The organism is Bacillus sp. 11B20, assembly GCF_056098985.1.
In genome coordinates, this window is record NZ_JBLZWZ010000007.1 from 591,642 (window position 1) to 611,193 (window position 19,552).

Annotated in this window: 20 protein-coding genes and 1 riboswitch; all 20 genes read left to right on the plus strand. The window is 44.2% G+C overall.

The window, feature by feature from the left end:
• Positions 1 to 85: 85 nt before the first annotated feature.
• The 20 genes from lspA (at position 86) to ACN6NB_RS07385 (ending at position 19,538) form a co-directional block, all read left to right on the plus strand.
• Entirely contained in the window at positions 86 to 553 is a 468-nt protein-coding gene (gene lspA / locus ACN6NB_RS07290; protein WP_024424236.1) for a signal peptidase II, read from the plus strand.
• On the plus strand, positions 550 to 1,464 hold the full coding sequence (locus ACN6NB_RS07295) for an RluA family pseudouridine synthase (protein WP_039178386.1): 915 nt from the start codon (positions 550 to 552) through the stop codon (positions 1,462 to 1,464). The genes lspA and ACN6NB_RS07295 overlap by 4 nt, the downstream gene beginning before the upstream one ends.
• 170 nt (positions 1,465 to 1,634) lie before the next feature.
• A complete protein-coding gene (pyrR, locus tag ACN6NB_RS07300) occupies positions 1,635 to 2,177 on the plus strand; it encodes a bifunctional pyr operon transcriptional regulator/uracil phosphoribosyltransferase PyrR (RefSeq protein WP_024424234.1) in 543 nt (180 codons plus the stop codon).
• A 155-nt stretch (positions 2,178 to 2,332) separates the two neighbouring features.
• Positions 2,333 to 3,661 carry a solute carrier family 23 protein gene (locus tag ACN6NB_RS07305; RefSeq protein WP_039178389.1) on the plus strand — a complete coding sequence of 443 codons (1,329 nt, stop codon included), beginning with the start codon at positions 2,333 to 2,335 and terminating at the stop codon, positions 3,659 to 3,661.
• 130 nt (positions 3,662 to 3,791) lie between these two features.
• On the plus strand, positions 3,792 to 4,715 hold the full coding sequence (locus ACN6NB_RS07310) for an aspartate carbamoyltransferase catalytic subunit (RefSeq protein WP_039178391.1): 924 nt from the start codon (positions 3,792 to 3,794) through the stop codon (positions 4,713 to 4,715).
• Positions 4,699 to 5,985, plus strand: a complete 1,287-nt coding sequence (locus ACN6NB_RS07315) for a dihydroorotase (RefSeq protein WP_039178394.1) — start codon at positions 4,699 to 4,701, stop codon at positions 5,983 to 5,985. The genes ACN6NB_RS07310 and ACN6NB_RS07315 overlap by 17 nt, the downstream gene beginning before the upstream one ends.
• A complete protein-coding gene (locus tag ACN6NB_RS07320; protein ID WP_058837736.1) occupies positions 5,982 to 7,076 on the plus strand; it encodes a carbamoyl phosphate synthase small subunit in 1,095 nt (364 codons plus the stop codon). The genes ACN6NB_RS07315 and ACN6NB_RS07320 overlap by 4 nt, the downstream gene beginning before the upstream one ends.
• The gene (gene carB, locus ACN6NB_RS07325; RefSeq protein WP_474253284.1) at positions 7,061 to 10,276 is read left to right on the plus strand and encodes a carbamoyl-phosphate synthase (glutamine-hydrolyzing) large subunit; all 3,216 of its coding nucleotides are present in this window, start codon (positions 7,061 to 7,063) and stop codon (positions 10,274 to 10,276) included. Before ACN6NB_RS07320 ends, carB begins: the two co-directional genes overlap by 16 nt.
• A complete protein-coding gene (locus ACN6NB_RS07330; RefSeq protein WP_474253285.1) occupies positions 10,273 to 11,049 on the plus strand; it encodes a dihydroorotate dehydrogenase electron transfer subunit in 777 nt (258 codons plus the stop codon). The genes carB and ACN6NB_RS07330 overlap by 4 nt, the downstream gene beginning before the upstream one ends.
• A complete protein-coding gene (locus tag ACN6NB_RS07335; RefSeq protein WP_047202127.1) occupies positions 11,043 to 11,975 on the plus strand; it encodes a dihydroorotate dehydrogenase in 933 nt (310 codons plus the stop codon). The genes ACN6NB_RS07330 and ACN6NB_RS07335 overlap by 7 nt, the downstream gene beginning before the upstream one ends.
• Positions 11,947 to 12,651 (plus strand): orotidine-5'-phosphate decarboxylase, encoded by a 705-nt coding sequence (gene pyrF / locus ACN6NB_RS07340; RefSeq protein ID WP_474253286.1) that lies wholly within the window; start codon positions 11,947 to 11,949, stop codon positions 12,649 to 12,651. Before ACN6NB_RS07335 ends, pyrF begins: the two co-directional genes overlap by 29 nt.
• Before the next feature lie 7 nt (positions 12,652 to 12,658).
• A complete protein-coding gene (pyrE, locus tag ACN6NB_RS07345; protein ID WP_474253287.1) occupies positions 12,659 to 13,297 on the plus strand; it encodes an orotate phosphoribosyltransferase in 639 nt (212 codons plus the stop codon).
• Positions 13,298 to 13,459: 162 nt separating this feature from the next.
• Positions 13,460 to 13,562: riboswitch (SAM riboswitch) on the plus strand.
• A gap of 116 nt (positions 13,563 to 13,678) precedes the next feature.
• A complete protein-coding gene (locus ACN6NB_RS07350) occupies positions 13,679 to 13,783 on the plus strand; it encodes a DUF2292 domain-containing protein (RefSeq protein ID WP_369810469.1) in 105 nt (34 codons plus the stop codon).
• A 45-nt stretch (positions 13,784 to 13,828) separates the two neighbouring features.
• Entirely contained in the window at positions 13,829 to 14,530 is a 702-nt protein-coding gene (locus ACN6NB_RS07355; protein WP_047202129.1) for a phosphoadenylyl-sulfate reductase, read from the plus strand.
• A gap of 13 nt (positions 14,531 to 14,543) precedes the next feature.
• On the plus strand, positions 14,544 to 15,608 hold the full coding sequence (locus tag ACN6NB_RS07360; RefSeq protein ID WP_047202130.1) for an inorganic phosphate transporter: 1,065 nt from the start codon (positions 14,544 to 14,546) through the stop codon (positions 15,606 to 15,608).
• A 57-nt stretch (positions 15,609 to 15,665) separates the two neighbouring features.
• Positions 15,666 to 16,802 (plus strand): sulfate adenylyltransferase, encoded by a 1,137-nt coding sequence (gene sat / locus ACN6NB_RS07365; RefSeq protein ID WP_144491188.1) that lies wholly within the window; start codon positions 15,666 to 15,668, stop codon positions 16,800 to 16,802.
• Between the two features lie 14 nt (positions 16,803 to 16,816).
• The gene (cysC, locus tag ACN6NB_RS07370; RefSeq protein WP_059377086.1) at positions 16,817 to 17,410 is read left to right on the plus strand and encodes an adenylyl-sulfate kinase; all 594 of its coding nucleotides are present in this window, start codon (positions 16,817 to 16,819) and stop codon (positions 17,408 to 17,410) included.
• Between the two features lie 29 nt (positions 17,411 to 17,439).
• The gene (gene cobA, locus ACN6NB_RS07375; RefSeq protein ID WP_047202132.1) at positions 17,440 to 18,195 is read left to right on the plus strand and encodes a uroporphyrinogen-III C-methyltransferase; all 756 of its coding nucleotides are present in this window, start codon (positions 17,440 to 17,442) and stop codon (positions 18,193 to 18,195) included.
• Positions 18,196 to 18,268: 73 nt separating this feature from the next.
• On the plus strand, positions 18,269 to 19,054 hold the full coding sequence (locus ACN6NB_RS07380; protein ID WP_144491189.1) for a sirohydrochlorin chelatase: 786 nt from the start codon (positions 18,269 to 18,271) through the stop codon (positions 19,052 to 19,054).
• A complete protein-coding gene (locus tag ACN6NB_RS07385) occupies positions 19,035 to 19,538 on the plus strand; it encodes a precorrin-2 dehydrogenase/sirohydrochlorin ferrochelatase family protein (RefSeq protein ID WP_047202134.1) in 504 nt (167 codons plus the stop codon). Before ACN6NB_RS07380 ends, ACN6NB_RS07385 begins: the two co-directional genes overlap by 20 nt.
• Positions 19,539 to 19,552: the final 14 nt, after the last annotated feature.

The following is a 19,552-nucleotide window of genomic DNA, read 5'->3' on the forward strand; positions in this document are numbered from 1 at the left end:
TGTCTGTCAACTAAAGTTTCTTTACTCCTTCCTGTTTTCTTGATAAAATGCTTAAAGATCAAAGTATGAAGATGGAGGAACGTGTGTGTTCTATTACATAATCGCATTCGTTATCATTTGTTTAGACCAATTAACAAAATGGCTCATTGTCAAAAATATGATGCTCGGTGATTCTGTTCCAGTCATTGATGGATTCTTTTATATCACGTCTCACCGAAATTCAGGAGCCGCATGGGGAATTCTCCAAGGGCAAATGTGGTTTTTCTATGTGATCACACTCGTTGTTATTGCGGGAATTGTTTATTACTTACAAAAACATGGACAAAAGGACAAGCTGCTTGGAGTAGCGCTGGCCTTAATGCTTGGCGGAGCGATCGGAAACTTTATCGACCGTATTTTCCGTCAGGAAGTGGTTGATTTTGCTCATTTCGTATTTGGGGATTATCACTACCCAATCTTTAATATTGCAGATTCTTCTCTCTGTGTAGGGGTTATTCTGCTCTTCATTCAAATGCTGTTAGATGGAAAGAAAAATAAGGAGTCAACTACATGAATCAAGTAAATATTGCCGTTTCAGAAGAACAAACGAGTGAACGGCTAGATAAATTTCTAAGCACAACAGAACCAGAATGGTCAAGAACCCAAGTCCAGCAATGGGTAAAAGATGGGCTGATCGAAGTAAACGGGAAACAAGTAAAGGCCAATTACAAAGTACAAGCTGGGGATCAAATCAAAGTGGAGATTCCAGATCCGGAAGCGCTAGATGTAGAAGCAGAACCAATGGATCTTGATATTTATTATGAGGATGCAGATGTGTTAGTCGTAAATAAGCCTCGAGGAATGGTCGTTCATCCAGCCCCAGGTCATGTGTCAGGTACACTTGTAAATGGTCTGATGGCACATTGTACCGATTTATCAGGGATTAACGGTGTGATGCGTCCTGGAATTGTCCACCGAATTGATAAAGATACGTCTGGGCTGTTAATGGTTGCAAAAAACGATATCGCACATGAGTCACTCGTCAATCAGCTGGTGGCTAAAACTGTCACAAGAAAGTATACGGCTGTTGTCCACGGTATTATCCAGCATGATACAGGCACAATTGATGCACCAATTGGCAGAGACAAAAAAGACCGCCAAAGCATGACGGTCACAAAAGAAAATGCAAAACAGGCCGTCACTCACTTTGATGTGATTGAACGCTTTAAAGACTTCACGGTTGTCGAGTGCCGTCTGGAAACAGGAAGAACACACCAAATTCGTGTTCATATGAAATATATCGGCTACCCTCTTGCAGGAGATCCGAAATATGGGCCGAGAAAAACAGTCGATTTTAATGGACAGCTTCTGCATGCTGGTGTTTTAGGATTTGATCATCCTAGAACAGGAGAATATATCGAATTCACAGCACCAATTCCAGCTGATATGAGGGGCTTTATCGATTCATTAAGAAATAACGATTGACAGGCCGTTCTTTTTTTGAAATAATAAACGAAGAAATTGAGATTCTTTAAAACAGTCCAGAGAGGCTGAGAAGGATAACGGATCAATTTGTGCACGAGTATGCACAAATGAACGCCCCTCTCTGCCCTTTGCAGAAGGGGCTTTTTATTTGTCAAAAAGAGGTGTAAAAGATGGAACAAAAAGCAGTCATTCTTGATGAACAAGCGATCAGACGAGCGCTTACCCGAATTGCACATGAAATGATTGAGCGCAACAAAGGGATGAAGGATGTCATCCTTGCCGGGATCAAGACAAGAGGCATACATCTTGCAAAGCGCCTTGCAGAGCGCATCGAGCAAATTGAAGGAAATCCAGTCACTGTGGGTGAACTTGATATTACGCTATACCGTGATGACCTGACAAAGAAGACAGACAATCAAGACCCGCTTGTAAAGGGAGCAGACATCCCAGCTGACATTAATGACAAAACACTCATTGTCGTTGACGATGTCCTGTTTACAGGCAGAACCGTCAGAGCAGCTATGGATGCCCTTGTGGATGTAGGAAGACCATCTTCCATTCAGCTGGCTGTGCTCGTCGACAGGGGACACCGGGAGCTGCCAATTCGAGCGGATTATATCGGGAAAAACATTCCGACATCAAAAGCAGAGACCGTTATGGTTCAACTGAATGAAGTAGATCAAAACGACCTTGTCGCTATATACGAAAAATAACCTTTTTAAATGCATTCCAGAGAGTTTGCAAAGAGGGCAATAACAGAGACACCGAGCACACGGCTAACATGACGTGTCTGGTTTTTCTAGGCCTCTTTGCGCATACTCGCAAAGAGGCTTTTTTAATGAAAAAGGACACATCTAGGAGGAAAATCATGAGTCAGCAAAAAGCCAATTTAGGCATTCGAGATATCCCAAAACCATTCACATGGCTATCACTTAGCCTGCAGCATTTGTTTGCGATGTTTGGTGCAACCATTCTTGTACCAAAAATCATTGATATGAGTCCAGCCGTCGCGCTCATCTCAAGCGGTGTGGGAACGATTGTTTACTTAATCATCACAAGAGGACAAATTCCGGCGTATCTTGGATCGTCCTTTGCCTTCATCGCCCCCATACTGAATGTGAAAGCAACGGGCGGCCCCGGAGCCGCAATGGTTGGCGCCTTCATGGCGGGTGTCGCTTATGCGCTCATTGCCCTGTTCATTAAATGGCTCGGAACAGGCTGGCTGATGAAGCTTCTGCCGCCGGTCGTCGTAGGACCAGTCATTATGGTCATCGGACTCGGACTCGCTGGAACAGCAGTCAACATGGCGATGTATGTTGATCCGAATGCAACCGAGCTTGTTTACAGCCTCAAGCACTTAATGGTCGCTGGCTTCACACTGGCTGTCACGATTATCAGTATGATTTTCCTAAGAGGATTCCTTAGCTTAATCCCAGTTTTAATCGGCATTATCAGCGGCTATCTCTTTGCCTTAACACAAGGCATTGTGAACTTCCAGCCGGTCATTGACGCAAAATGGTTTGCTGTCCCAGACTTCGTCGTGCCATTTGTCGACTATACACCTGCTGTGACTTTAAGCATTCTCACAGTGATGGTGCCGGTTGCCTTTGTCACAATGTCTGAGCATATTGGCCACCAGGTGGTGTTAAGTAAGGTCGTAGGACAAGATTTTATTAAAAAACCTGGTCTTCACCGCTCCATTTTAGGAGACAGTGCGGCGACCATCTTCGCTTCACTTATTGGTGGACCACCAACAACAACTTATGGAGAGAACATTGGCGTACTTGCCATCACAAGAGTGTTCAGTATCTTCGTCATCGGCGGAGCAGCCGTGTTTGCGATCTGCTTCGGTTTTGTAGGGAAAATTTCAGCATTAATCAGTACAGTGCCGTCCGCGGTGATGGGAGGCGTTTCGTTCCTGCTCTTTGGAATCATTGCCTCAAGCGGCCTGAGAATCCTGATTGATCATAAAGTGAATTTTGAAGAAAAGCGTAATCTCATTATCGCATCAGTCATCCTAGTCATCGGAATTGGAGGGGCATTCATTGAGGTGAAACAAATCAATCTCACTCTATCTGGAATGGCACTTGCTGCGATTACGGGTGTCCTGTTAAACCTGATCCTGCCGCATCAAAAAGCGGAAGATGACGAGTCAAATGAATCAAATACAGAAAACCTTTTAAAAGAAGTCCAGTGAGGCTGACAAGGGTTCTAAATGGAGCAGAATGCACGAAAGTGCCGCTGCTTCTTTTGGAGAACCCTAAGCTGCCGAGGCTTAGGGTTTTTTTGAACCTGAAAGTGATGAAAAACTAGAGGGGGAAGAAAAAATGAATGATTTATCGACAATGAGCAGCTTATCAAAAGAAGAGATTTTACAGCTGATTGAAGAAGCAGCTGCACTCAAAAAGGGGAAACAAGAACATGGATTAGCCGGAGAATTTGTGGCAAACCTCTTCTTTGAACCAAGCACAAGAACACGTTTTAGCTTCGAAGTAGCAGAGAAGAAATTAGGGATGAATGTCCTGAGCTTAGATGCAGCAAGCACCTCCGTTCAAAAGGGCGAAACACTTTACGATACGGTAAAAACACTGGAATCGATCGGAGTAAAGGCATGTGTGATCAGAGACAGCACCGATGAATATTATAACGAGCTGATCGGGAAGGTTGGAATTCCCATCATCAATGCAGGTGATGGCTGCGGACAGCATCCAACCCAATCACTGCTTGACCTCATGACCATTTTTGAAGAGTTTGGCGGCTTTGAAGGCTTAACGATTTCGATTCATGGAGACATCAAACATAGCAGGGTAGCAAGGTCAAATGCTGAGGTTCTCTCAAGGCTGGGAGCGACAGTCCTCTTTTCAGGACCTGCTTCCTTCCAGGATGAACAAAACCCTCACGGAACGTACGTCCAAGTAGATGAAGCCATCGCACTATCTGATGTGGTGATGCTGCTCAGAATCCAGCATGAACGGCACGCTGAAAAAATGGGCAGTGAAGATTACTTATCAACTTATGGATTAACAGTAGACAGAGCAAACAAAATGAAAGAACGCGCGATTATTATGCATCCAGCACCAGTAAACAGAGGTGTTGAAATAGATGATTCTTTAGTAGAGTCCAAGCAGTCAAGGATTTTCAAGCAAATGGAAAATGGTGTTTATATCCGAATGGCCGTATTAAAAAGAGCTTTTCAAAATAGCACACTACATCAAAAAGGGAGAGATTCTGTCTATGTCATATCTCATTAAAAACGGTTTTATCTTAACAAGCACAGGTGAAAGAGTGCAGCAGGATATTAGGGTAAAAGGAAAAGTGATTCAAGCGATTGGTCACCTAGAAAGAGAAGACGGAGAAGAGGTTATTGATGCAGCAGGGCTATTTGTGTCACCAGGCTTGATCGATCTGCATGTGCATTTAAGAGAGCCAGGCGGAGAGAAAAAGGAAACGATTGAAACAGGCTCTAAAGCAGCCGCAAGAGGCGGATATACGACGATTGCAGCGATGCCAAATACAAGACCGGTTCCAGATACAAAAGAGCAAATGGAATGGCTCATGAATCGAATCGAAGAGACTTCATCTGTGAGAGTACTGCCATACGCCTCCATCACAACGAGACAAATTGGGGAAGAGATGACGGATTTTGCAGCACTAAAAGAAGCAGGAGCCTTTGCTTTTACAGATGACGGTGTCGGTATCCAAACAGCAGGCATGATGTACGAAGCGATGAAACAGGCAGCTAGTCTTGATCAAGCGATTGTGGCGCACTGTGAAGATAACTCGCTCATTTACGGCGGGTGCGTTCATGAAGGAGAATTTTCAAAAGCAAATGGGTTAAACGGAATACCGTCAATCTGTGAATCGGTGCATATTGCAAGAGATGTTCTTTTAGCAGAAGCAGCGAACTGTCATTATCATGTATGTCATATCAGTACGAAAGAATCTGTGCGGGTCGTACGCGATGCAAAAAAAGCGGGTATCCGTGTGACGGCTGAGGTGTCACCGCATCACCTGCTGTTGTGTGATACGGACATTCCGGGTCTTGATACAAACTATAAAATGAACCCGCCGCTCAGAGGAAAAGAGGATCGCGAGGCATTGATCGAGGGACTGTTAGATGGAACGATTGATTTCATCGCCACAGACCATGCGCCGCATACAGAAGAAGAAAAGAACGAAACCATGCAGCGTGCCCCGTTTGGAATTGTGGGACTTGAAACAGCGTTTCCGCTTCTGTATACACGATTTGTCAAAACAGGCGAATGGACATTAAAAGAACTCGTTGATTATATGACAATCAAACCAGCAGAAGCCTTTTCCCTTCCATACGGAAAGCTTGAAGAAGGACACATAGCTGATATTACACTCATTGATTTAAACAAAGAAACGACAATCGATAAAACAAGCTTCTTATCAAAAGGACAAAATACACCGTTTGACAAATTGACTGTATCAGGATGGCCGGTCATGACACTTGCATCTGGGAAAGTCGTTTATGAAGAGGGGAGACTAGTAAAATGAAGAGACGCTTAGTGCTAGAAAACGGAACAGTATTCGAAGGAACAGGCTTTGGCAGCTTAGAACCATCAGTCGGAGAAGTCGTCTTTAATACAGGGATGACGGGCTATCAAGAAATTTTATCTGATCCATCATACTGCGGACAAATTGTCACACTCACTTACCCGCTTATCGGCAACTACGGCATTAACCGTGACGATTTTGAATCGATCACACCGTTTGTGAAAGGGCTGATTGTGAAAGAGCTTTGTGAAAAGCCCTCAAACTGGCGCTCTTCATACTCACTTGATGAATATTTAAAAATGAAAAACATTCCGGGGCTGAGCGGAATCGATACACGGAAGCTGACTAGAATGATTCGAAGTGCAGGGACTTTAAGAGGGGCGTTTGCAGGACCTGAAGAACAAGTGGAAGACGTTGTCCGCCGCCTTCAAACATTGCAGCTGCCAACTGATCAGGTGAGTCAAGTATCTGTGAAAAATGCGTACCCAAGCCCAGGCAGAGGGAAAAGAATTGTTCTTGTCGATTTCGGCATGAAGCACGGCATTTTGCGCGAGCTCAATAAACGTGATTGCGACGTTATTGTGGTGCCATACAACATCACTGCAGATGAAGTGCTGCAGCTAAAGCCTGATGGCATCATGCTTTCAAACGGACCTGGAGATCCTGTGGATGTACCAGAAGCCGTTGAGATGATTCAGCAATTGATTGGAAAGGTGCCGCTCTTTGGCATTTGCCTCGGACATCAGTTATTTGCTCTAGCGTGCGGTGCAAGCACAGAAAAAATGAAATTTGGTCACAGAGGGTCGAACCATCCAGTAAAAGAACTAGCAACTGGCAAGGTGACACTCACGTCTCAAAACCATGGCTACACGGTTAGCAAGATTAACGAAGACGTGCTCGAAGTCACACATATTGCCTTAAACGACAATACGATTGAAGGATTAAAACATAAAGAAGCACCAGCATTCACTGTTCAGTACCACCCAGAAGCATCACCGGGTCCAGAAGATGCAAACTACTTATTTGACCAGTTCATGGAAATGATTCATACGACTGAGAAAGAAGGGGAAGAAGTATGCCAAAACGCGTAGACATCAAAAAGATTTTAGTAATCGGATCAGGTCCTATCATCATCGGTCAGGCAGCGGAGTTTGACTATGCAGGCACACAGGCTTGCTTAGCACTAAAAGAAGAGGGCTATGAAGTCGTTCTTGTGAACTCTAACCCTGCGACCATCATGACAGATACAGAAATGGCCGACAAGGTATACATCGAACCACTGACACCAGAATTTTTAACACGAATCATTCGAAAAGAACGCCCTGATGCGATCTTGCCAACACTTGGCGGGCAAACTGGATTAAACCTTGCTGTTGAATTGTCAGACCTTGGTGTATTAGCTGAATGCGGCGTTGAAGTACTTGGTACAAAGCTGTCAGCCATCCAAAAAGCAGAGGATAGAGATTTATTCCGTAATTTGATGAATGAACTAAATGAGCCTGTACCAGAAAGTGAAATCATTCATAACCTGGAAGAAGCAATGGCGTTTACGGATCAAATCGGTTTCCCTGTTATCGTCAGACCAGCCTATACATTAGGTGGAACGGGCGGCGGAATTTGTACAAACGAGCAAGAACTGAAGGAAATCGTTGAAAACGGCCTGAAGCTAAGCCCAGTTACACAATGCTTACTTGAAAAAAGCATTGCAGGCTTTAAAGAAATTGAATATGAAGTCATGCGAGACAGCGGTGACCATGCAATCGTTGTTTGTAACATGGAAAACTTTGACCCTGTCGGTATCCATACAGGTGACAGTATTGTTGTAGCACCAAGCCAAACGTTAAGTGATCGTGAATATCAGCTGCTTCGCAATGTGTCGCTTAAGCTGATCCGCGCACTTGGCATTGAAGGCGGCTGTAACGTTCAGCTGGCACTTGATCCAAACAGCTTTCAATACTATATCATCGAAGTAAACCCGCGTGTGAGCCGTTCCTCTGCGCTTGCGTCAAAAGCGACAGGCTATCCAATTGCCAAATTGGCAGCGAAAATTGCAGTCGGCTTAACGCTTGATGAAATGATGAACCCAGTCACAGGTAAAACCTATGCAGCCTTCGAGCCTGCACTTGACTATATCGTTTCAAAAATACCGCGCTGGCCGTTCGATAAATTTGAATCTGCCAACAGACGTCTTGGTACGCAAATGAAGGCAACTGGTGAAGTCATGGCGATCGGCCGCACATTAGAAGAGTCTCTTCTAAAGGCTGTACGCTCACTTGAAGCCGATGTGCATCACATTGAATTAAAAGATGAAGCAGACATCACAAATGAAGTGCTTGAAAAACGGATTATCAAGGCGGGAGACGAACGATTATTTTATATCGCTGAGGCGCTTAGAAGAGGCTATACAGTCGAACAAATACACGAATTCTCAAAAATTGATTACTTCTTCCTTCATAAACTGGAAGGCATCATCGCCTTTGAGAAGACATTAAAAGAAAACAAAGGCAATACAGACGTATTAAAAGAAGCGAAAGAAAAAGGCTTCTCAGATATCTACATTAGCCGCGAGTGGAATATGAACGAAGCGGATGTCTACAAGCTCAGACAAGAAGCAGGCATTGTACCTGTATACAAAATGGTAGATACATGTGCGGCAGAATTTGAATCAGAGACACCTTATTTCTACAGCACGTATGAAGATGAAAATGAATCAGAACGTACAGACAAGAAAAGCGTTATCGTATTAGGTTCAGGTCCTATCCGAATTGGACAAGGGGTTGAATTTGATTATGCGACCGTTCACTCTGTGTGGGCAATTAAACAAGCAGGCTATGAAGCGATCATTATTAACAACAACCCTGAAACGGTCTCAACAGACTTTAGTATTTCAGATAAGCTCTACTTTGAACCACTCACTGTAGAAGACGTGATGCATATCATCGACCTTGAACAGCCTGAAGGAGTTGTCGTTCAGTTCGGCGGGCAAACAGCGATCAACTTAGCAGATGAATTATCAAATAGAGGGGTTAAAATTCTTGGAACTTCTCTAGAAGACCTAGACCGCGCAGAAAACCGGGACAAGTTTGAACAAACGTTAGAAACACTTGGCGTGCCCCAGCCTAAAGGGAAAACAGCAACGTCTGTGCCTGAAGCAGTAGAGATTGCCAATCAAATTGGCTACCCAGTCCTTGTCCGTCCTTCCTATGTATTAGGCGGCCGCGCGATGGAAATTGTGTATCAAGAAGCCGAGCTTCTTCACTACATGGAGAATGCGGTGAAGGTCAATCCGCAGCATCCAGTGTTAATTGACAAGTATTTGACAGGAAAAGAAATTGAAGTAGATGCCGTGTCTGATGGCGAAACTGTCGTGATCCCAGGTATTATGGAACACATTGAAAGAGCCGGAGTTCACTCTGGTGACTCGATTGCGGTCTATCCGCCGCAAACATTGTCTGAGGACATCAAAGCGAAGATTGCAGAATACACGATCAAGCTTGCAAAAGGACTTAACATTATTGGGCTTTTGAACATCCAATTTGTCCTATCAAAAGGTGAAGTGTATGTACTTGAAGTGAACCCGCGATCAAGCCGGACGGTTCCTTTCTTAAGTAAAATCACAGGCATTCCGATGGCCAACCTTGCGACAAAAGTCATCTTAGGAGACAAGCTCAAAAATTATGGCTACGAAGAAGGGCTTCACATAGAGCAAGAAGGAGTGTACGTTAAAGTCCCAGTCTTCTCTTTTGCTAAATTAAGAAGAGTCGATATTACACTCGGACCTGAAATGAAATCAACAGGTGAAGTCATGGGGAAAGATGTCACGATCGAAAAAGCCCTATATAAAGGATTGATTGCCTCAGGTATTCAAATTCCTAATGACGGAACAGTACTTCTGACAGTGGCTGATAAGGATAAAGAAGAAGGACTTGAGATCGCAAGAAGATTCCATTCAATCGGCTATCATATTTTAGCGACAGAAGGAACGGCGAATTATTTAAAACAAGCCTCCATTCCATCAAGTGTGGTCGGCAAAATCGGAGAAGAAGGCAAAAATCTTCTCGATGTCATTCGAAACGGGGAAGCGCAATTTGTCATCAACACCTTAACAAAAGGAAAACAGCCGGCAAGAGACGGCTTTAGAATTAGACGTGAATCTGTTGAAAACGGAGTGGCTTGCTTAACGTCCCTAGATACTGCAGAAGCCATTTTAAGAGTGCTTGAGAGCATGACATTTAGAGCGGATGAAATGCCAGAAGTGAAAACGAATGCTGAGGTGACAGTAACGATATGAAAAAAGCATACTTGACGGTCGTCTCGAACCGAGAGATCGCTGATCATATTTACGAAATGACATTAAAAGGTGACCTTGTGGACTCCTTTCAAACGGCTGGACAATTTCTTCATCTAAAGGTCAGTGAATCCATGACACCACTGCTGAGAAGACCGATCAGTATTGCCAACATTCATGCCGAGCAACAAGAAGCAACCATCATTTACCGCGCAGAGGGAGAGGGCACAAAGCTCCTCTCCCAAAAGCGGGAGGGAGAATCAGTCGATGTATTAGGGCCGCTTGGAAACGGGTATGATCCTTCAGTCGTCCAGCCCGGAGAGACGGCATTACTAGTCGGCGGCGGAATTGGCGTACCGCCTCTATATGAACTGTCCAAGCGTTTAACGAAAAAAGGCGTCATCGTGAAGCATGTCCTCGGCTTTCAATCGAAAAAGGATGTATTTTACGAGGAGAAATTTCAAGCACTCGGCGATACGTTTATTGCAACGGTTGATGGCACATACGGTGCTAAAGGCTTTGTAACAGATGTGATAAAAGAGCAAAACCTGAGCTTTGATGTGCTGCTTTCATGCGGTCCAACACCTATGCTAAAAGCGCTGAAAGACACGTATCCTGATAAGCCCGTCTACATTTCGATGGAAGAACGAATGGGCTGCGGAATTGGTGCGTGCTTTGCATGTGTCTGTCATACCGATCAGCTCGACAAACCTTACGTCAAAGTCTGTCTTGATGGACCTGTTTTTAAAGCAGAGGAGGTGGCGTTGTCATGCTAAACGTTGAGTTACCGGGATTATCTTTAAAAAATCCAATCATCCCTGCATCAGGCTGCTTCGGGTTCGGGAGAGAATTTGCATCCTTATATGACCTATCATTGCTAGGCGGTATCATGATCAAAGCCACAACCCTTGAACCGAGATTTGGCAATCCCACGCCAAGGGTAGCCGAGACAGGAGCTGGTATGCTTAATGCAATCGGCCTTCAAAATCCGGGTCTAAAAGGCGTGCTTGAAAATGAGCTGCCTTGGCTTGAACAATTTGATACACCTATTATTGCGAATGTTGCTGGCTCACAGGTTGATGATTATGTGGAAGTAGCCAAGCAAATCAGCCAAGCAAAAAATGTTCATGCCCTTGAACTGAATATTTCTTGCCCAAATGTGAAAACAGGCGGGATTGCCTTCGGTACAGATCCAAATATGGCGGCGTCATTGACAAAAGCGGTCAAGGAAGTCTCGTCTGTACCTGTCTATGTCAAGCTGTCACCTAACGTAGCAAATATTGTGGAGATTGCTCAAGCGATTGAAGCTGCTGGAGCGGATGGACTCACCATGATTAACACATTAATCGGTATGCGTTTAGATTTAAAAACAGGGAAACCCATCCTTGCCAATAAAACAGGTGGATTATCAGGACCAGCTGTCAAACCGGTCGCTGTGCGCATGGTACACGAGGTGAGTCAAGCGGTTTCTATTCCGATTATCGGGATGGGCGGAGTGCAAAGTGCTGAAGATGTACTTGAATTTTTACTAGCAGGTGCAAGTGCAGTAGCTGTCGGCACAGCCAATTTTGTAAATCCATTTATTTGCCCGGAAATTATTGAAGAGCTGCCAAATGTGTTAGCAGCATATGGTTATTCATCTGTAGAGGAATGCATCGGAAGGAGCTGGAAACATGAAGCACTTGCCCATCATCGCGCTTGATTTTCCATCAGGGAAGGACGCGCTTGCCTTTTTAGACCCTTTTGAAGGGACACCATTATTTGTGAAGGTCGGCATGGAGCTGTTTTACCAAGAAGGACCTGCCATTCTTGATGCGCTGAAAGAAAAAAATTGCCGCATTTTTCTTGATCTAAAATTACATGATATTCCAACAACCGTGCAAAAAGCGATGAACCGGCTTGCTGCACTTGGTGTTGATTTGGTCAATGTGCATGCTGCTGGCGGGAAACGAATGATGCAGGCTGCGTTAGAGGGACTTGAAAGCGGAACCCCTGCCGGACAAAACCGCCCGGGCATCATTGCAGTGACCCAGCTGACTAGTACGTCAGAAGACATGATGAGAAATGAATTACTCATTGACCGTCCGCTGCAAGAGACTGTTATCCGGTACGGACAATTAGCATATGAAAGTGGGCTAGACGGGGTTGTTTGCTCTGTTCATGAATCTAAAGCACTTCATGAACATATTTCACCATCCTTTCTCACTGTAACGCCAGGAATTCGCTTACCGAATGATCAAACCGATGACCAACAGCGCGTGGCGACACCGGCCTATGCAAAAGAGCAAGGTGTTTCACAAATCGTTGTCGGAAGATCAATCACAAAAGTTGATAAACCAATAGAAGCCTATCATCAAATTTTGAAAGAGTGGGAGTGACTGCCAGATGAAATCAAAAATCGCGAAACATCTATTACAAATCAAAGCGGTCTCATTAAAACCAGACGAACCGTTTACATGGGCGAGCGGTATAAAATCACCGATCTATTGTGATAACCGCCTGACATTGTCATATCCACAAGTGAGACACGACATTGCTGAAGGTCTAAAAGATTTGATTCTCACTCATTTCAAGGGAGCAGAGGTTGTCGCGGGTACTGCAACAGCAGGCATTCCTCATGCGGCATTAGCAGCAGACCGCTTGAACATCCCGATGTGTTATGTCAGAAGTAAGCCGAAAGCACATGGAAAAGGAAATCAAATTGAAGGGGCCGTATCAAAAGGCCAAAAGGTTGTCGTTGTAGAAGACCTTATTTCCACAGGAGGCAGTGTACTTGAAGTGGTCGCTGCTCTTCAAGATGAGGGCTGCGAGGTACTAGGAGTTGCCGCGATCTTCACATACGGACTGCCAAAAGCAGCGGCAGCATTTCAAGAAAAAAATATTCCATATGTCACCTTAACAGACTATGACACATTGACAGACGTGGCACTTGAATTGAAAGCGATTGAGCCTGCTGCGATGAACAAACTAAAACGCTGGAGACAAGATCCTTCCTCTGAATCTTGGATGGAAGAAACGGTCTGAAAAGTGAAAGCCCATCGTTAACAAAAACTGTGCCTGCCCGCACAGTTTTTTTGTTTAGGTAAAAATAGTAAAATAGACTCAAATTTTAATAAAAACTAATCCTATCAATAAAGTCGGGTTGACTTTTGTTTGAATTGTGTTAATATTTAAGACAAATTGAAACTCTTATCCAGAGAGGTGGAGGGACTGGCCCGATGAAACCCGGCAACCTGCGATTCGCAAGGTGCTACTTCCTGCAAAATGATTCTATTTTGAAAGATAAGGAAATCGTGAGCTTCCTCATCTTTCTTTCGGACTGAAAGAAAGTTTTTTTATTTTAACGGTGAGGAGGAAGAGGAGATGGAAGTGAAACAAAATCAGGATGAGGACTTAGTAAAGCATATGCAAGAACTGATTGGGGATATGAAATTCGGTTCAATTACGTTAATTGTTCAGGACGGTCAAGTGATTCAAGTGGAAAAGAACGAAAAAATTAGATTGAAGTAGTGCGGAAAAAAGCAATATGAGCTGTACTCCGGAAGGGGAGAAATCATGTTAACTTATGAAAATTGGCAAGAGCCGTCCATTACATTTCAAGAAGATGATTTGTATAAAGGAGCCCTGTCTGTACTGAAATGGGCGTACGGTCATTATGGTGACCAGCTCGTATATGCGTGCAGCTTTGGGATTGAGGGCATCGTTCTGATTGATCTGATTGCAAAAGTAAAAAAAGATGCGAAAATTGTCTTTTTAGATACAGGTCTGCATTTTAAAGAAACATACGACACAATTGATGCAGTAAAGGAAAGATACCCGGGTTTAGACATTGAATTGAAAACGCCTGAGCTGACGGTTGAACAGCAAAATGAGCAGCACGGTGAACAATTATGGAAAACAAATCCTCAAAGCTGCTGCCATATGCGTAAGGTCATTCCTTTGCAAGAAGCCCTATCTGGTTATCCAGCTTGGCTTTCCGGTTTAAGAAGAGAGCAGTCACCAAAACGAGCAGGGACGAATTTCTTAAATAAGGATGAAAAATTCAAATCAGTGAAAGTATGTCCGCTTATCCATTGGACGTGGAAGGACATATGGAGATATGCATCTAGAGAAGAACTTACTTATAATCCGCTGCATGACCAGGGATATCCAAGTATCGGCTGTGCACCGTGTACACAGCCAGCATTTACTGCAGATGATCTGCGTTCTGGCAGATGGTCAGGCACAGCAAAGACAGAGTGCGGATTACATGAGTAAGGGAGCATAATGTATGGAAATCGCCGCAATTTTATTTAGTCTATTCTTTGCTTTAAACATAGGCGCAAGCGGAGCAGCTGCTTCTATGGGCATTGCGTACGGGTCAGGCGCGATTCAAAAGCCCATTTATGCGCTCAGCGTTTGTGCAGTTGGGATTTTAGCAGGTTCAGTGATTGGCGGCGGTGAGGTCGTCAAAACGATCAGCTCTGGTATTATGCCAGAATCAGTCATTACACTTGAAATCGTTTGTATTATCATTGGTTCTGCTGCACTATCACTTTTCATAGCGAATCTGATGGCGATCCCTTTATCAACAAGTGAGGTCACAGTAGGGGCTGTGGTTGGTGTGGCCGTCGCGTATAAAGTATTGTTTGTGAAATCCATTTTAGTGATTGTGGCATTTTGGGTGATCATCCCGATTTTCGCCTTTCTTTTTACCTTTGCTGTCGTCAAAATCATCAGAATGTTCCCTAAACGGAAGCTGTCTAAAAAAGGCACAGCTATTTTATCTGTCGTGTTAATCCTCAGCGGATTTCTAGAGGCGTTTTCAGCTGGTATGAACAATGTCGCAAATGCGGTCGGTCCGCTTGTCGCGTCAGGCGTTTTGTCAGTCGGGCAAGGAACTCTTTACGGCGGGATCTTTGTTGCACTTGGTGCGCTTTTGCTTGGGAGAAGGGTACTAGAAACAAACGGAAAGAAAATCACCCGCTATCAAACGGGCGAAGGGATTTTACTTTCGAGTACCGGTGCCGGGCTTGTCATCGTCAGCTCTATTTTTGGGCTGCCTGTTCCGCTTACACAAATCACCTCCTCGTCTATTATCGGGCTTGGAATGGCAAAAGGCGGGCCAAACATTTTTCACAAACATGTTGTGAAAAAAATGCTGAAAGTGTGGGTGGTGTCACCCTTCTTATCACTCAGCCTATCGTATTTGCTGGTGAGCCTTTTCTTAAAAGGAGACTATTACTCTATCTTTATCATGATGAGTGTACTGCTTGCCTCACTTGGTGCGCTGAGTCTGATGAAGGCAGTCAAAAATGAGAGCAGCTCTATTCATGAACAGGGCGGCGGGATTTAATCACAAATCCGACTATTAACATCTAATAAATATGAACATTGAGAGGAAGATGAACAAATGAGTTTAACACCACATGGTGGCGTATTAATTAATCGAGTAAATGAAGAATATGATCTCAGCACAGCTGCAAAGGAAATTGAACTAGATGCGATCTCCTTTGCAGACCTTGAACTCATTGCAATTGGCGGATATAGTCCAATTGAAGGGTTTTTAACAAAAGCTGATTATGAAGCAGTTGTGAGCAATATGCGGCTAGCAAGTGGTGTCGTTTGGTCTCTTCCTATTACACTGCCAGTGACAAAAGAAAAGGCGGCGGAAATCCATCAAGGCGATATCGTGTGCTTATCTTATAATGGAACTGTATATGGGGTCATTGAAGTAGAGGATCAATACACACCAGATAAGGAAAAAGAAGCGGTAAATATCTATAAAACTGATGACCGCAATCATCCAGGCGTGAAAAAATTATTTGAACGCGGTGATACTTACATTGGCGGGAAAATTACACTGACGAAACGCAGTGAAAAACCATTCCCTCAATTTACGTATGAGCCAGAAGAAACAAGACGTCAATTTAAAGAAAATGGCTGGAAAACCATTGTTGGTTTCCAAACGAGAAACCCGGTTCATCGTGCGCATGAATATATTCAAAAAACAGCATTAGAAACGGTCGATGGTTTATTTTTAAATCCGCTTGTCGGTGAAACAAAATCTGACGATATCCCGGCAGATGTGAGAATGAAAAGCTATCAAGTGTTATTGAATGGTTATTATCCAAAAGACCGCGTCTTTTTAGGTGTTTTTCCTGCTGCAATGCGTTATGCTGGACCAAAAGAAGCGATATTTCACGCGCTTGTTCGTAAAAATTATGGCTGCACCCATTTTATTGTCGGAAGAGATCATGCAGGTGTTGGTGACTATTACGGCACATACGAGGCGCAGGAACTATTTGATCAATTTACAAGCGAAGAAATCGGTATTACTCCATTAAAATTTGAACACAGCTTCTACTGTAATACATGTGAAGCGATGGCCACACCAAAAACGTGTCCTCACGACAAAAGCGAGCATGTCATTCTTTCAGGTACAAAAGTTCGAACGATGCTGAGAAACGGTGAATTACCACCAAGCACGTTCAGCCGAAAAGAAGTCATTGAAACATTAATCGAAGGATTAAAAACGACGGTATCTTAAAGGGAGGGTATGACATGAGCAACGAACATATCGTGTGGCATGATGCATCTATTACAAAAAAAGAATATCAACAGAAAAACAAGCATAAAAGCGGCATTATCTGGCTTACAGGTTTAAGCGGATCAGGTAAATCAACGATTGCAAATGCAGCTGCAAGAGAGCTGTTTGAACAAGGCTATCAAGTCACCGTTCTTGACGGCGATAACGTGCGGCACGGACTCAATAAAGATCTAGGGTTTTCAGATGACGACAGAAAAGAAAACATCCGCCGAATCGGAGAAGTGGCGAAATTATTTGTGGAACAAGGTACGATTGTCATCACTGCTTTTATTTCTCCATTCCAAGAAGACCGCCACATTGTCAGACAGTTAGTCGAAGATGGGGAATTTCACGAAGTGTTTGTCAAATGTGATCTGAACGTGTGTGAAGAGCGTGATCCAAAAGGGTTATATAAAAAAGCGAGAAACGGCGAAATTCCATTTTTCACTGGAATCGATTCACCATATGAAGAGCCAGCTGAGCCTGAGCTCGTCTTAGATACAGGGGAATTATCCCGTGAGGAATCCAAACAGCGTCTTGTAGATTATGTAAAAGCAACAACGAAATAATCGCCTGATGGCAGGGGGAGAAAAGCAAGATGGGGAAAGTATACATTGTGGGTGCTGGACCCGGAGACCCAGATTTAATCACATTAAAGGCCCATAAGGCGATACAGCAGGCAGATGTCATCTTATATGATCGTCTTGTCAATCAAGACATTCTCGCCCACGCCAAACCAGAGGCGGAATTGATTTATTGCGGAAAGCTGCCAAATCATCATACAATGAGACAGGAAGCCATCAATGAAGCGCTTGTGGCTCATGCAAAGGAAGGGAACGTTGTCGTTCGGCTGAAAGGCGGCGACCCCTTTGTCTTTGGCCGCGGCGGTGAAGAAATCGAATGCTTAGCTGAGCACGGGATTCCGTATGAGGTTGTCCCAGGAATTACTTCTGGTATTGCGGCAGCTGCTTATGCGGGAATCCCTGTGACACACCGTGAATTCAGCTCAAATGTTGCTTTTGTCACGGGTCACTATCAAAAGGATGAACATTTTGAAGAAAAATGGGAGGCGCTGGCTACAGGGATTGATACTCTTGTGATTTACATGGGTGTCAAAAACGTGGAAAGAGTGCAGCGCCTGCTTTTAAAAAATGGACGGGATCCAGAAACACCCGCTGCATTTATACACTGGGGAACCACGACGAGGCAAAAGACAACTTGCTGCACTGTGGCGACACTGTCTGAAACCGTTGAAAAAGAAGGGATCGAGCATCCAAGTTTAATTGTTGTTGGAGATGTCGTTCATTTTCATCAAAAACTGAACTGGTTTGAACCCGCATTAATCGAGAAATGAGAATGATAGAGAAAAGACACGTACATACATCGTGTCTTTTCGTCTGATGAAATAAGTGAGAGGGAGGAGCCGCATGAAACAAGCTGTCCTTTATGTTGGGCATGGAAGCCGAGTAAAAGAGGCGCAAGATAAGGCCATTTCTTTTATGAAAAGCTGTATGCCGTTAGTGAAAGCAGATATACAAGAAATTTGTTTTTTAGAGCTGACGGACCCTTCTATAGAAGAAGGATTTGAGGCCTGTGTGAAAAAAGGAGCGACACACATTGCCATCGTCCCGCTCCTCCTTTTAACTGCCATGCATGCTAAATCGGATATACCGGTCGAAATTGAGAAAGTGCGCGCGCGATTTCCGCAAGTGAAGGTCACATATGGAAAGCCAATCGGGGTGAATCAAGAAGTAACAAAAGCGGTTGCCGCAAGAATTGAAGAAGCAGGATATCAAGGCGAGCGGGCGCGGATTCTTTTAATTGGCCGCGGGAGCTCTGATCCGGATGTGAAGCGAGATGTGTTTGGCATTGCAGATGATGTCCGAAGTCTGCTTCCGCATGCAGAGGTTCTTCCGTGTTTTATCACAGCATGTGAGCCAAATTATAGAGATGTTCTCGCGCAGTTATCAGCAGATGACGATGGGCCTGTCTATATCGTTCCTTACTTGCTGTTTACCGGAATTTTAATGAAAGAAATTGAAAGTGAAGCCGCTCAGGCGAGAAAGCGGCTGAAAGATGTCCGGGTATGCCGGTATATTGGCTTTCATCCACATGTTAAAGCAGCTTATATTGAACGCGTGCAAGAAACCATTTTAAACAAAGACGATGCGTTTCGTTTCCGAGGAGAAAGCCATGCTTCCAGTCCATCTTGATTTAACCAATAAACAAGTGGTCATTGCCGGCGGCGGATCGGTGGCGTTAAGACGAGCAAAGGCGCTGTGCACGGAGCCTTGCCATATAACCGTTGTCAGTCCTAATCTTTCTGAAGAGATGGCACACTTCATTGATACATACCAATTGAATTGGAAGGAAAAGAAGGTAGATGCTGAAGATTTGAAGGATGCATTTTTCATTGTAGCTGCGACAAATGACCCTTCGGTAAATGAATGGATTGCACAAACAGCACAGCCTCACCAGCTCGTGAATTGTGTGAGCCAATCAGAGCTAGGCAATGTGATGGTGCCGAAGGTTGTCAAAGCAGGAAAAGTGACGATTTCAGTCTCTACAAGCGGTGCAAGCCCCGCCCGGACAAAACAGCTGGCGGCGGCAATTGAATCCTTGCTTGAACAAGAGGATATTGACGCACTTGATGCCCTTTACATCGAAAGAAAAAAGCGACAAAGAAAAAGCCGATAAATCCTCATGTCAGG